Consider the following 12,232-nt stretch of genomic DNA (forward strand, 5'->3'; position numbering starts at 1 on the left):
ATTATGGCCGTAAGGCGGCAGAGGCCTCTGGGAGACGTGAATGCTGTACGATGCGTATGAATTCCAACGTTCGCTGATGTCCGCCGCGAGCGCCTGGGCCGACCTGAGCGGCCAATGGCTCAAGAATCCCCTGAATCCGATGTCTTACAGCAACATGGCGCCGATGATGGTTTCGGGGCTGGACGTCTTCGCCCATGCTTCCGCTTCGCGCGGCAAGCCCGATTTCGGGTTCACCGAAGTCGAGATCGATGGCGAGAAGGTTCCGGTGACGGAGGAGATCATTCTCCGCAAGCCGTTCGGGCAGCTCAAGCGTTTCCGCCGACGGGGCGTGACGGGCCAGCCGAAGCTGCTGATCGTCGCCCCGATGTCGGGCCATTATGCGACGCTGCTGCGCGGCACGGTCGGACGGATGATGATCGACCATGATGTCTACATCACCGACTGGCGCGACGCGAAGCTCGTCCCCGTGGAGGAGGGTGGTTTCGATCTCGACGACTATATCGATTATCTGATCGCCTTTCTGGAGAAGATGGGCCCCGGCGCCCACATGCTCGCGGTGTGTCAGCCCTCGGTGCCAGCCTACGCCGCCACCGCGCTGATGTGCGCGGACCAGAATCCCTGCCGGCCCGTGACGCTGACGATGATGGGTGGCCCGGTTGACGCCCGCGAGGCGCCTACCGCGGTGAATACCGTCGCCACCCAGCGTCCGCTGACCTGGTTCGAGCAAAATGTGATCCATACCGTGCCGGTCTATTATCCGGGTTCCGGCCGCAAAGTATATCCGGGCTTTCTGCAGCTCACCGGCTTCATGGCCATGAATTTGGGCAACCATCTCGTCAGCCACTGGAGCATGTTCAAGCATCTCGTCGATGGCGACGAAGAGAGCGCGGATGCTACCAAGGCATTTTACGAAGAATATCGCTCGGTATGCGACATGGCCTGCGAGTTCTATCTCGAGACGATCGACGTGGTCTTCCAGCGGCACCTGTTGCCCAAGGGAGAGCTCATGCATCGCGGCCGCAAGGTCGATCCCGCCGCGATCGCCGATGTCGGCATACTCGCGATCGAGGGCGAGCGCGACGACATCTCGGGGCTGGGGCAGACCAGGGCTGGGCTCACTTTGGCGAGCAAGCTGCCGGACAGCCACAAGAAATATCTGATGGCAGAACATGTGGGCCATTACGGCATCTTCAACGGACGCCGCTGGCGCGAGGAGATTGCCCCTGTTGTCGACGCGTGGATTGCGACGCATGCCCGCTAGGGCGGCATTGGCATTCCTCATGGCGCTGACGCTCGTTGCCGGCGCGCCGCTTCGGGCGGAAATCGCGGAGGCCGACGTACAGTCTGCAATCGGCAAGGCGCAGCAAGCTGCGACCCGCGAGGATTGCGCTGGCGTGCTTGCGGCGCTCGATCCACTGATCGACGGGCTTGCGGCCGGACCGCAGCGCAACCTTATCCAGAGAATGCGGCTTGTCTGCCTCAGCGAGCAGGGCCGGGTCGCCGACCTGCCCGTCGTGCAGCGCGAACTGGCCGTGAGCATGCCGCGCGATGGCGTGGTCAAGGCATTCGGAGTGCTCATCGCTGCCGACGAAAATCGCTTCGCCGATGCGGCCGACCAGATCGCTTCCCTGGCAGAGACCTCGCCGCGCTCGCTCGATGTGCTGAGCGGCGCGGCGGTGCGGGCGATTTCACTGAAGCTCGCCGAGGATCACGCCCGCGCCGTGCGGGGCCGAATGCTGATCGCCCTGGCGCGCGCCGACTGGGAGCCGGCAGATATCCCCGAACTTCGCATCGGCTTTGCCGAAGGCGCGATCGAGGCCCTGATAGATCAGGGCGAAGCGGCAGAGGCCGAAGGTCTGCTCGAGCGGATCGGGCAGCCGGAGCAGCTCGCCGCTATGGCGGTCGACCGCCATTTTGCCAAGTTGTGGCCAGCATTGGAGGCCCGGCTCGGTCCTGCCAGTGCCACGTCGGTGGAGCGGTTCGCGCGCGACAAATTGTCGGCCTATGGCGATTCCCCGGACTCGGATGTGGCGTTGCGAGACGCGGCCGATGCGATGCTGCTGCTCGGCCATTATCAGGACGTGGTCGACATGACCCAAGATGTCCGCATCGTCGATGGCATGAGCCGCGAAGCGGTCCGTACCATCCTCTACCGCGCCCGCGCGCTGGCAGCGCTGCGTCGCAACGAGGAGGTCGACCGGCTGCTGGCGCCGTTCCTAGCGCTCGATATCCAGCATGTGCCCGCGGCTTCCACGGCGCTGGTGAGCTATGCCGAGTTCCTCGATGAGGCCGGCAAACCGGCGAAGGCGCTCGTGGTGACGCGCGAAGCGAGGGCGAAGGCCGGCGATCTTCTCACCGACCTCGGCAAGCGTTGGCTCGATCGCACCGAAGTCTGCACGCTGGCAGCGCTCGGACGAACCGCCGAAGCGTCCAGCGCCATGGATACGCTGAAGAAGCTCAGCGACCAGAATCCCTCGGCTGCGATTGAAGCGCTGCTGTGCGCGGGGCGCGATGCCGAGGCCTCGCAGTTGACCCTCAAGGCGTTCGACGACAGCGATGCGGCAAGCGATCTGGTCGTGCAATTCCAGCCGACCGGGTCGCTGCTGGCGCCGGCGCCGTCGCGGCTTCGCGCTTTGTGGACCTCGTTCCTCGCCCGCCCGGAAGTGAGGGCGGCGTTCGAACGGAAGGGACGAATCCTGCCCCGCGTGCTGTGGCCCGACCCCAAACCCCGGCCGATCCCACGGCGCCCCGCCAACGGAGCGGCGATGACCTGATGGCGGAGTTGACGGCGCGGATCGAGACATGGCCGGTCGCGGGCAGCTTCGTCATTGCACGCGGCGCGAGGACGCAGGTCGACCTAGTGGTGGTGCAGATCAGCGACGGCGTGCACGCCGGGAGGGGCGAGTCGACTCCCATCTATTACCATGGTGAGAGCTCCGAGACCGTACTGGCCCAGGTCGAAGCCATGGCAGGTGCGATTTCCCGGGGCATCGAGCGCGCAGATCTGCTGCGGCAAATGCCGCGCGGGGCTGCGCGCAATGCCATCGACTGCGCCTTGTGGGATCTCGAGGCGAAGCGCGAGCGGCGTCCTGTCTGGTCGCTGGCCGGCCTGGCCCAGCCTCAGCCGCTGCAATCCGCCTTCACCATCTCGCTTGGTGACGCTGATCGGATGGAGCGGGACGCCCGGCAGGCGGCAGTGGTCTATCCGCTCCTTAAGCTCAAGCTGGCGGGCGAGGGCGATGTCGAACGGGTGGCGGCGGTTCGCCGCGGCGCGCCGCATGCGCGACTGATCGTGGATGCCAATGAGAGCTGGACCGGGCGGGACGTCGCCGCAGAAGCGGCGGCGCTGCTGCCCCATGGCGTAGAACTCATCGAACAGCCGGTGAGGGCGGGCGAGGATCACCTGCTCGACGGCGTGACCTCTCCGATTCCGCTGTGCGCCGACGAGAGTTGCCAGGATCGGGCCGATCTGCCGCGTTGTGTCGGCCGCTACGCTGCTATCAATATCAAGCTCGACAAGGCTGGCGGGCTGACCGAGGCGCTCGCGGTCGCCGCCGCGGCGCGCTCCGCCGGGATGGAACTGATGGTCGGGTGCATGCTGTCCACGTCGCTCGGCATTGCGCCCGCGATGCTCGTTGCGCAGGGCGCGCGCTGGATCGACATTGACGGACCGTTGCTGCTATCCCAAGATCGCGACGACCGGGTGCAGTTCGAGGGGGGCGTCGCGTTTCCGGCGCCGGTTGCCTTGTGGGGTTGAGCGGCCGTTCTCGTGGCAGGGCGGCGGCCGGGGAAGCCGCGGCCTTGAGGCGGGGAACGATCACAGCGGCCGCCAGTTGCCTCCGTCAGAAATTCGAGCGGGGTGCATGATGACGGCTGAGCGGACTTCGGCGCGCGGGGACGACGGGATGACACGACGAAACGTGCTGGCTGCGGGAGCCGTCACGGCAGTGGGTTTGGCCGCAACCCCAATCGAGACGAGCCCGGCCGCGCAATCGCTCCCTGTCACGCCGATGCTCGTGAGACTGAACGTCAACGGCAAGGATCATGACCTGTCGCTGGATCCCCGAACGACACTGCTCGACGCGCTGCGCGAGCATCTCCACCTGACCGGCAGCAAGAAAGGCTGCGATCATGGCCAGTGCGGTGCGTGCACGGTGATCGTCGAAGGCCGACGGATCAACAGCTGCCTGACGTTGGCGGCAATGCATGACGGCGATGAAATTGTCACGATCGAAGGACTTGGTACGCCGCAGGATCTCCATCCGCTGCAGAAAGCCTTCATCGAGCATGACGGCTATCAATGCGGCTATTGCACCCCGGGGCAGATATGCTCGGCTGTAGCCATGCTCTCCGAAATTGAACGGGGCGTACCCAGTCATGTCAGTGCCGACCTGATGGACGTCGCCTTCTCGGATGACGAGGTTCGTGAACGGATGAGCGGCAATATCTGCCGATGCGCGGCCTATCCCAATATCATCGCGGCGATCCGCGATGTTAGCGGAAAGCGCACGGCATGAGGCCCTTCAACTATCAGCGCGCCGCAGATGCCGCCAGCGCTGCCAAAGCTGCCGCGCAGCATCCTGGCGCGCGCTTCATCGCGGGCGGCACCAACCTGCTCGACCTGATGAAATTGCAGATCGAGACCCCGCTGCTCCTGATCGACATCAACCATCTCGGCCTCGACAGGATCGAAAAGATCGATGGCGGCGGTCTGCGCATCGGCGCGCTGGTGCGCAACACTGATCTCGCTGCCGACAAGCGGGTGCGGCGGGATTATCCGGTGTTGGCCCGCGCATTGGTGTCGGGCGCATCGGGCCAGCTTCGCAACAAGGCGACCACGGCGGGGAACCTGCTCCAGCGGACCCGCTGCGCCTATTTCTATGACACGCGGATGCCATGCAACAAGCGCAAGCCGGGATCCGGATGCGCCGCGCTGGGCGGCATCAATCGCGGCCATGCGATCATGGGAACGAGCGATGCCTGCATCGCCACGCATCCGTCGGACATGGCGGTGGCGATGCGGGTGCTCGATGCGGTGGTGGAGACGGTGCGACCGGACGGCACGACACGCGGGATACCGATCGCCGACTTCCACTTGTTGCCGGGTGACACGCCGCACATCGAGACGGCGCTTGCGCCGGGCGAGATGATCACCGGCGTGCTGCTGCCCCCGCCGATTGCCGGACGGCAAATCTATCGCAAGGTCCGCGACCGGGCCTCCTATGCCTTCGCACTCGTGTCTGTGGCGGCGGTAGTGGGTCCCGACGGCCAGCGTTTCGCCTTCGGCGGGCTCGCCCACAAGCCATGGCGCGTTGAGGCTGCCGAAAAGCTCAAGGGAGCCGAAGCCATCGCCGCATCCGTGACGCTCGGTGCGCGTACCACCGAACATAACGCCTTCAAGCTGAGGCTGGTCAGGCGAACGCTGGGCGCGGTGCTGGCGGAGATGGAGGCATGACCATGAAGTTCGACGCCCCGGCCGCCGATAACGTGATCGATCGCCAGCGCGTGGTAGGCCATCCGCATGACCGGATTGACGGGCCGATCAAGGTCACCGGAACCGCGCCCTATGCTTATGAACGCTATGACGTAGCACCCGATGCCGCCTATGGCTGGATTGTCGGCTCGGCCATAGCGAAGGGCAGGATCAGATCCATCGACAGTCGTGATGCGGAGGCGGCCCCCGGCGTCCTCGCCATAGTTACGGCGGCCAACGCCGGGCCACTGAAGATATCGCCATCCAATACGGCGATGCTGCTCGCGGGGCCCCAGATCGAGCATTTCGACCAGGCCGTCGCGCTCGTGGTCGCCGAGACCTTCGAGCAGGCGCGCGATGCGGCGAAGCTGGTGCGGGTCGACTATGCCGCAACTCGGGGGTCGTTCGACCTGGCAGCAAGCCGTTCCCATGCCAGCGCTGCGCCGGTCGGCTTTGCCGGCCCAGCCGATACGAAGGCCGGCGATTTCGACGGCGCTTTCGCCCGCGCCACCGTGACGGTGGACGAGATCTACACGACGCCGGACCAGAGCCATATGATGATGGAGCCGCACGCCTCCATTGCCGCCTGGAAGGGCGACAAGCTCACGCTGTGGACATCGAACCAACTGGTTGCGGTGGCCGTGCGCGACGTGGCGACAACGCTCGGCTTGCCTGCGGGCAATGTGCGCATCGTCTCGCCTTATGTCGGCGGCGGCTTCGGCGCCAAGCTGTGGATTCGCGCGGATGCGATATTGGCTGCGCTCGGTGCAAGGGCGGCGGGGCGGCCGGTCAAGGTGGCGATCTCCCGGCCGCAGATCCCCAACAATACGGTCCACCGCCCGGCAACGATCCAGCGCGTCCGTCTCGGCGCCGACGGCAACGGCGTCATCGAAGCGATCGCCCACGAGAGCTGGTCAGGCGATCTGCCCGGCGGTAGCGCCGAGACGGCGGCGGCGCAGACCCGCTTGCTCTATGGCGGCAAGAACCGGATGACCGCGCATTATCTCGCTGAGCTCGACCTGCCGGAGGGCAATGCGATGCGTGCGCCTGGCGAGGCCGTCGGGTTGCTTGCCCTCGAAGTGGCGATGGACGAATTGGCGGAAAAGGTGGGGATCGATCCCGTCGAACTGCGCATTCGTAACGATGTTCAATATGATCCGGAGAAGGGGCCGACCCGTCTCTTTTCAAGCCGCAAGCTGGTCGAATGCCTGCGCGTCGGTGCGGAGCGCTTCTCGTGGCGGCGGCGGAATCCCAAGCCGGGGCAGGTGCGCGATGGCCGCTGGCTGGTGGGCATGGGCATGGCATCGGCATTTCGCAACAATCCCACCGTTAACTCGGCTGCGCGCGCCATTCTTGATGGCGAGGGCATCGTCACCATCGAGACCGACATGACGGACATCGGCACGGGCAGCTATACGATCATCGCCCAGACCGCCGCCGAAGTCATGGGCGTGCCGCTGGACAAGGTGGTCGTGCGGCTCGGCGACAGCCGCTTTCCGGTCTCGGCGGGCTCGGGCGGGCAGTGGGGCGGGAACAGCTCGACCTCGGGCGTCTATGCGGCCTGCATGCTGCTGCGCACGACGGTAGCGCAGAAGGCTGGCTTCAACGCCGACGATGTCGATTTCGCCGACGGCTATATCGTCGGCGGCAATCGGCGCGTCCGGCTTGGCGACGCGGCGGGCGCCGAGGGCGTAAGCGTCGAGGACGGCATCGAGTTCGGCGATCTTTCGAAGCGCTACGCGCAGGCGGCGTTCGGCGCGCATTTCTGCGAAGTCGGCGTCGATGCCGCGACCGGCGAGGTGCGCGTCCGCCGGCAGGGTGGTGCGTTCGCAGCCGGGCGCATCCTCAATCCCAAGTCAGCGCGCAGCCAGGTGATCGGCGCAATGACGATGGGTGTCGGAGCCGCGCTCATGGAAGAATTGCTGGTCGACAAGCGCTTTGGCTTCTTCGTCAACCATGATCTCGCCGAATATCATGTACCGGTTCATGCCGACATACCCGAGCAGGACGTGTTCTTCCTCGACGAACTCGACGACAAGAGCTCGCCGATGAAAGCCAAAGGCGTTGGCGAACTCGGCATCTGCGGCGCCGGCGCGGCAGTCGCGAACGCGATCTACAATGCCACCGGCATCCGGCTCAGGGATTATCCGCTGACGCTCGACAAGCTGATCGACAGGCTGCCGCCGATGGCGTGATCGACCGTATGCAGGTCAGCCGACCTGCACGCCGAACAGGTCGTGCTCGTCGGCATCCTCGATCTCGACCTTTACGATGTCGCCGGGCGCGAGCGTAGCTGCGTCGCGCAGATGGACTTCGCCATCGATCTCGGGCGCGTCGGCCTTGGAGCGACCGGTCGCTCCGCCTTCGCCATCCACGACGTCGATGATTACATCCAGCGTCCGGCCGATCTTCGCCTCGAGCTTTGCGGCGGAGATCGCGGCGGTCCTCTCCATGATCCGCGCGTAACGCTCTTCCTTGATCTCGTCGGGTACGGCGTCCGGCAGCGCATTGGCGGCGGCTCCAGCCACGGGCTCGAACCGGAACGCGCCCACCCGGTCGAGCTGTGCCTCGTCGAGCCAGTTGAGCAGATACTGGAAGTCTGCCTCGGTTTCGCCGGGAAAGCCGACCACGAAGGACGAGCGCACCGTGATGTCGGGACAAATCGCGCGCCAGGCCGCGAGCCGCTCGAGCACCTTCGCGTCGTTGGCGGGGCGCTTCATCGCTTTCAGCACCCTCGGCGACGCATGCTGAAACGGAATATCGAGATAGGGCAGCACCAGCCCCTCGGCCATCAGCGGGATGACATGGTCCACGTGCGGATAGGGATATACATAATGAAGCCGCACCCACGCGTCGAGCTTGCCGAGTTCCCGGGCCAGATCGGTCATGTGCGCCCGGACCTCGCCGCCGCCCTTGAGCGGATAGGTTGCGTGCCTCAGGTCGAGCCCGTAGGCGGACGTGTCCTGACTGATCACCAGCAGTTCGCGCGTGCCGGCCGCAACCAGCTTTTCCGCCTCGCGCAGGATCGCGTCGGGCCGCCGGCTCACCAGGTCGCCGCGGATCGACGGGATGATGCAGAAGCTGCAGCGATGATTGCAGCCTTCCGAAATTTTCAGATAGCTGTAGTGGCGCGGTGTCAGCTTGAGGCCGGCGTCGGGCACCAGATCGGTATAGGGCGACGCCGTCACCGGAGCCGCTTCGTGCACAGCGCCGACCACCGCCTCATATTGATGCGCGCCGGTGACGGCCAGGACGTTCGGAAAACGGGCGCGGATCCGCTCGGCTTCGTCGCCCATGCAGCCGGTGACGATCACCCGGCCATTTTCGGCGATGGCCTCGCCAATCGCCTCGAGGCTCTCCTCCTTGGCGCTGTCGAGGAAGCCGCAGGTGTTGACCAGCACGATATCGGCGCCGGCATAATCGGGCGACAGGCCATAGCCGTCCGCACGCAGCTTCGTGAGGATACGCTCGCTGTCGACGAGGTTCTTCGGACAGCCGAGCGACACCATGCCGACTTTCGGCGGGGAGGGGAGTTGGATTGCCATGGAGCGCGCGCACATAAGCGCTTTTTCCGCAAATTGCGAGGGGGCCCCTGAACCTGCTCTCTCGGCGGTAGGACCGGCTGCTGCCCGGGTGGACGGCCACGATCGCAGTTTGACTCCAAAAAGATGTTTTAAACGTCAATAATGCTATGTGAAGCTGCAGACGTGGGAGATTGTCCATGATCACCGCCGCGCAAATGCGAGCCGCCAGAGCCCTGCTGGCAATCGACCAACGGCAGCTCGCCGAATTGTCGGGCGTGTCCTTGCCAACCATTCAGCGGATGGAGGCGAGCGAGGGAACCGTGCGCGGCGTCATCGATACCCTCACCAAGATCATCGAGGCGTTAGACGGGGCCGGGGTCGAGCTGATCGGCAGCAATGGGACAAGCGTCGGCCTGGGACGCGGCGTGCGGCTCAAGCGCGCCGACAATCCGAACGGCAGGCCGAGCTGACGCGATGTCCATGAACGGAAAACATGCTGTCACAACCAGCAAGGCGGAGCCCAGCTTCCGCGAGATGTTCACACCCAAGCTCGTCACCATTTTGCGAGATCGCTACGGACTTGCCGATCTCAAGGCCGATGCGATCGCTGGCTTTACCGTGGCGATCGTCGCCTTGCCACTTTCGATGGCGATTGCGATCGCATCAGGAGTGACGCCGGATCGCGGGCTGTACACGGCGATCGTCGGCGGGTTCATCGTGTCAGCGCTCGGGGGAAGCCGGTTCCAGATCGGCGGACCGGCCGGGGCGTTCATCATACTCGTCACGGGGACGGTCGAGCGCTACGGTCTCGACGGACTGATCCTTGCGACCATGCTCTCCGGGCTGATGCTGCTTACTATTGGCTTTCTGAGGCTGGGCACCTTCATAAAATATATTCCCTATCCGGTCACGGTCGGGTTCACCTCGGGCATCGCCATCGTGATTTTCGCGAGCCAGATCAAGGATCTGCTTGGTCTGACGCTCGCGGGGCGCGAACCGGGCGCAATCGTTCCCAAGCTTGAGGCACTGAGTAGCGCCCTGCCAACGGTCAATGCTGCTGCAGTGACAGTCGCCTTGATCTCAATCGGGGTGATCATCACGGTTCGGCGTTTCCGTCCACACTGGCCCGCCTTCGTCATTGCCATCGTGGTCGCTGCGCTGTTGAGCCGACTGTTCGGGCTTCCGGTGGAGACGATCGGAACGCGCTTTGGCGGCATTCCCCAGTCGCTTCCGATGCCGCATCTGCCGGCGCTGTCGCTGGACAGGATCGAGTTGGTGCTGCCGGCAGCCTTGTCCTTCGCGCTGCTTGGGAGCATCGAAAGTCTTCTTTCGGCGGTCGTCGCAGACGGAATGACTGGACGCCGCCACCGGTCCAACGCCGAACTGGTCGCCCAAGGCGCGGCAAATATAGGGTCCGCGCTGTTCGGCGGCATCTGTGTGACCGGGACTATCGCCCGTACCGCAACCAATGTGCGGGCCGGCGCGCATGGCCCGGTCGCGGGGATTCTGCATTCGGTATTTCTGCTTCTGTTCATACTCCTGGCGGCGCCGCTCGCGAGCTACGTACCACTGGCCGCTCTCGCCGCGGTCCTGGCGATGGTGTGCTGGAACATGGCCGAGAAGCATGAGTTCGCGCTACTGCTGCGCACATCGCGCGGCGATGCGGTCGTGCTGCTGTTGACCTTCCTGCTGGTCTTGTTCCGCGATCTGACGGAGGGGATATTGGTCGGCTTCGGTGTCGGGACGCTGCTGTTCCTCCATCGTATGGCGCAGGCGGTGGAGGTCGAAGATCCCCGGCCATTGGTTCAACAGGACATGGCCGATGATGCGGGGGGCGACCGGGATTGCTACGATCCCGAGTCCGCAACCGATCCCGACATCCTCGTCTATCGGATTTCCGGTGCCTTCTTCTTTGGAGCCGCGGCCGCGGTCGGAGCGGCCCTCGATCGGATCGGCGAGCATCCGAAGGTCTATGTCATCGACTTTGCGAACGTGCCGATTCTCGACTCCACGGCCGCCGCCACTATCAAGGCGCTGGCCGCAAAGGCCCATCGCCAAGGCGCAGCTCTCTATCTGACCGGCACGCGCGTGCCGATCAGGCGCGTACTGTTCGCCCATGGTGTCCGCCCGCCACAGGCCCGCTTCAAAGCGACGGTCGCCAATGCTCTGGCTGCCGCCCGGAACGAGACGCGCAGCGGGGCCACTCTGAAGCTGGATGCCGGCACGTTCGGCTGAACGTCGGATCAGCTCCGTACGGGCAGGTAGTTCGTGGGATTGACCGGTTTCCGGCCGTTGCGGATTTCGAAGTGGAGCTGGGGCTCACCGCTATAAGGGTTCGCGCCGCTCTTCGCGATGGTCTGACCGCGCACCACCTTCTGGCCGCGCGTCACGGTGATGCTGTCGGCATAGCCATAGGCGCTGAGCCAGCCGTCGCCGTGGCGCAGCAGGATCAACGTACCATAGGCCGGGATATCCTGCCCCACATAAGCGACCACGCCATCGGCGGCGGCGGTGATCGCGCTGCCGCGCTCGACGCCGATATTGATGCCGTCATTCTGCTGGCCGCCCGAATATCTGCCGAAACCGCGCAGGACCGGTCCGCGCGCCGGCCAGTCGAATCGCCCAGTGAAGCGCGTCGGTTCGGCGACCGCGACGGTGGGGGCGACCGCCTTGGGCGTCGTCACCGGCGGCTTGGGCGTCTCGCGCGTGGCGAGCGCGGGTTCCGAACCGGTGATCAGGTCCTCGATGTCGAGCCTGAACGCGGACGCCCGCTCGTCCGCGGTCATGCTTGCGACCTCCTTGCGGCTTGGCAGCAGCAGCCGCTGGCCCTCGCGGAGGATATAGGGTTCTTCGAGCTCATTGAGTTGGGCGATGCGGCTCCATTCCACGCCATAGCCGCGCGAAATGGCGATGCCGGTCTCGCCCTTGCCGACCCGGTGATAGCGCCCGCCGGGAATCTTGAGCTTCTGCCCGACGATGATCTTGAACGGTGGCGCGATGTTGTTGACCCGGGCAATGACTTCGGATCCCGCACCGGTCCGGTCCGAAATGGCGCGCAGCGTGTCCCCCCGCTTCACCACATAGGTCGATGCGGCGACCTCGACGGCGGATGGCGTGACCGTTCTGACCTGCCAGGCCGGCGGCGGCGGTACGGGTGCGTTTTCCGAAACGGCGGGGGGGGGCGGGCCAGGGGCCACCGGCGGCGGCTCGACCGGCGCCGCGGCAGGCGGCGGGC

10 protein-coding genes are annotated in these 12,232 nt (G+C 65.3%); 8 read left to right on the top strand and 2 right to left on the bottom strand.

Translation table 11 applies throughout. The annotated features are described in order from the left end of the window. The first annotated feature begins 40 nt into the window (after nucleotides 1-40). The 6 genes from AC1DPF_RS16195 to paoC all read left to right on the top strand — a co-directional run bounded on the left by AC1DPF_RS16195 (nucleotide 41) and on the right by paoC (nucleotide 7,668). The gene (locus AC1DPF_RS16195) at nucleotides 41-1,261 is read left to right on the top strand and encodes a polyhydroxyalkanoate depolymerase (protein WP_477870816.1); all 1,221 of its coding nucleotides are present in this window, start codon (nucleotides 41-43) and stop codon (nucleotides 1,259-1,261) included. Continuing rightward, nucleotides 1,251-2,774, top strand: a complete 1,524-nt coding sequence (locus tag AC1DPF_RS16200) for a hypothetical protein (RefSeq protein WP_477962377.1) — start codon at nucleotides 1,251-1,253, stop codon at nucleotides 2,772-2,774. Before AC1DPF_RS16195 ends, AC1DPF_RS16200 begins: the two co-directional genes overlap by 11 nt. Further along, nucleotides 2,774-3,757, top strand: a complete 984-nt coding sequence (gene dgcA / locus AC1DPF_RS16205; RefSeq protein ID WP_477870820.1) for an N-acetyl-D-Glu racemase DgcA — start codon at nucleotides 2,774-2,776, stop codon at nucleotides 3,755-3,757. Before AC1DPF_RS16200 ends, dgcA begins: the two co-directional genes overlap by 1 nt. Nucleotides 3,758-3,905: 148 nt before the next feature. Then, nucleotides 3,906-4,517 (top strand): aldehyde dehydrogenase iron-sulfur subunit PaoA, encoded by a 612-nt coding sequence (gene paoA, locus AC1DPF_RS16210; protein WP_477870822.1) that lies wholly within the window; start codon nucleotides 3,906-3,908, stop codon nucleotides 4,515-4,517. Next, nucleotides 4,514-5,455: an FAD binding domain-containing protein gene (locus AC1DPF_RS16215; protein ID WP_477870824.1), complete on the top strand. Its 942-nt coding sequence runs from the start codon at nucleotides 4,514-4,516 to the stop codon at nucleotides 5,453-5,455. Before paoA ends, AC1DPF_RS16215 begins: the two co-directional genes overlap by 4 nt. Before the next feature lie 2 nt (nucleotides 5,456-5,457). Next, complete coding sequence (paoC, locus tag AC1DPF_RS16220) at nucleotides 5,458-7,668, top strand: aldehyde oxidoreductase molybdenum-binding subunit PaoC (protein WP_477870826.1); 2,211 nt, start codon at nucleotides 5,458-5,460, stop codon at nucleotides 7,666-7,668. Between the two features lie 15 nt (nucleotides 7,669-7,683). Here the strand turns inward: paoC and rimO are convergent, their stop codons facing one another. Then, nucleotides 7,684-9,018, bottom strand: a complete 1,335-nt coding sequence (rimO, locus tag AC1DPF_RS16225; protein ID WP_477870828.1) for a 30S ribosomal protein S12 methylthiotransferase RimO — start codon at nucleotides 9,016-9,018, stop codon at nucleotides 7,684-7,686. A gap of 176 nt (nucleotides 9,019-9,194) precedes the next feature. Here rimO and AC1DPF_RS16230 point away from each other — a divergent pair, with 176 nt between their 5' ends. Both AC1DPF_RS16230 and AC1DPF_RS16235 read left to right on the top strand, forming a co-directional pair. After that, nucleotides 9,195-9,467, top strand: coding sequence for a helix-turn-helix domain-containing protein (locus tag AC1DPF_RS16230; protein ID WP_477870830.1), 273 nt, complete (start codon nucleotides 9,195-9,197; stop codon nucleotides 9,465-9,467). Nucleotides 9,468-9,477: 10 nt separating this feature from the next. Next, a complete protein-coding gene (locus AC1DPF_RS16235; protein ID WP_477870832.1) occupies nucleotides 9,478-11,232 on the top strand; it encodes a SulP family inorganic anion transporter in 1,755 nt (584 codons plus the stop codon). An 8-nt stretch (nucleotides 11,233-11,240) separates the two neighbouring features. On the opposite strand, the gene AC1DPF_RS16240 is transcribed toward AC1DPF_RS16235, so the two are convergent. After that, a partial coding sequence (locus AC1DPF_RS16240) for a peptidoglycan DD-metalloendopeptidase family protein (RefSeq protein ID WP_477962379.1) occupies nucleotides 11,241-12,232 on the bottom strand: 992 nt, incomplete at its 5' end.

The organism is Rhizorhabdus sp. P4_G6, from assembly GCF_056401045.1.

Excerpts from the sequence above, each read along its gene's own strand:
- AC1DPF_RS16195 (WP_477870816.1), top strand. The coding sequence starts at position 41 with ATGCTGTACGATGCGTATGAATTCCAACGTTCGCTGATGTCCGCCGCG.
- AC1DPF_RS16200 (WP_477962377.1), top strand. The coding sequence starts at position 1,251 with ATGCCCGCTAGGGCGGCATTGGCATTCCTCATGGCGCTGACGCTCGTT.
- dgcA (WP_477870820.1), top strand. The coding sequence starts at position 2,774 with ATGGCGGAGTTGACGGCGCGGATCGAGACATGGCCGGTCGCGGGCAGC.
- paoA (WP_477870822.1), top strand. The coding sequence starts at position 3,906 with ATGACACGACGAAACGTGCTGGCTGCGGGAGCCGTCACGGCAGTGGGT.
- AC1DPF_RS16215 (WP_477870824.1), top strand. The coding sequence starts at position 4,514 with ATGAGGCCCTTCAACTATCAGCGCGCCGCAGATGCCGCCAGCGCTGCC.
- paoC (WP_477870826.1), top strand. The coding sequence starts at position 5,458 with ATGAAGTTCGACGCCCCGGCCGCCGATAACGTGATCGATCGCCAGCGC.
- rimO (WP_477870828.1), bottom strand. The coding sequence starts at position 9,018 with ATGGCAATCCAACTCCCCTCCCCGCCGAAAGTCGGCATGGTGTCGCTC.
- AC1DPF_RS16230 (WP_477870830.1), top strand. The coding sequence starts at position 9,195 with ATGATCACCGCCGCGCAAATGCGAGCCGCCAGAGCCCTGCTGGCAATC.
- AC1DPF_RS16235 (WP_477870832.1), top strand. The coding sequence starts at position 9,478 with ATGAACGGAAAACATGCTGTCACAACCAGCAAGGCGGAGCCCAGCTTC.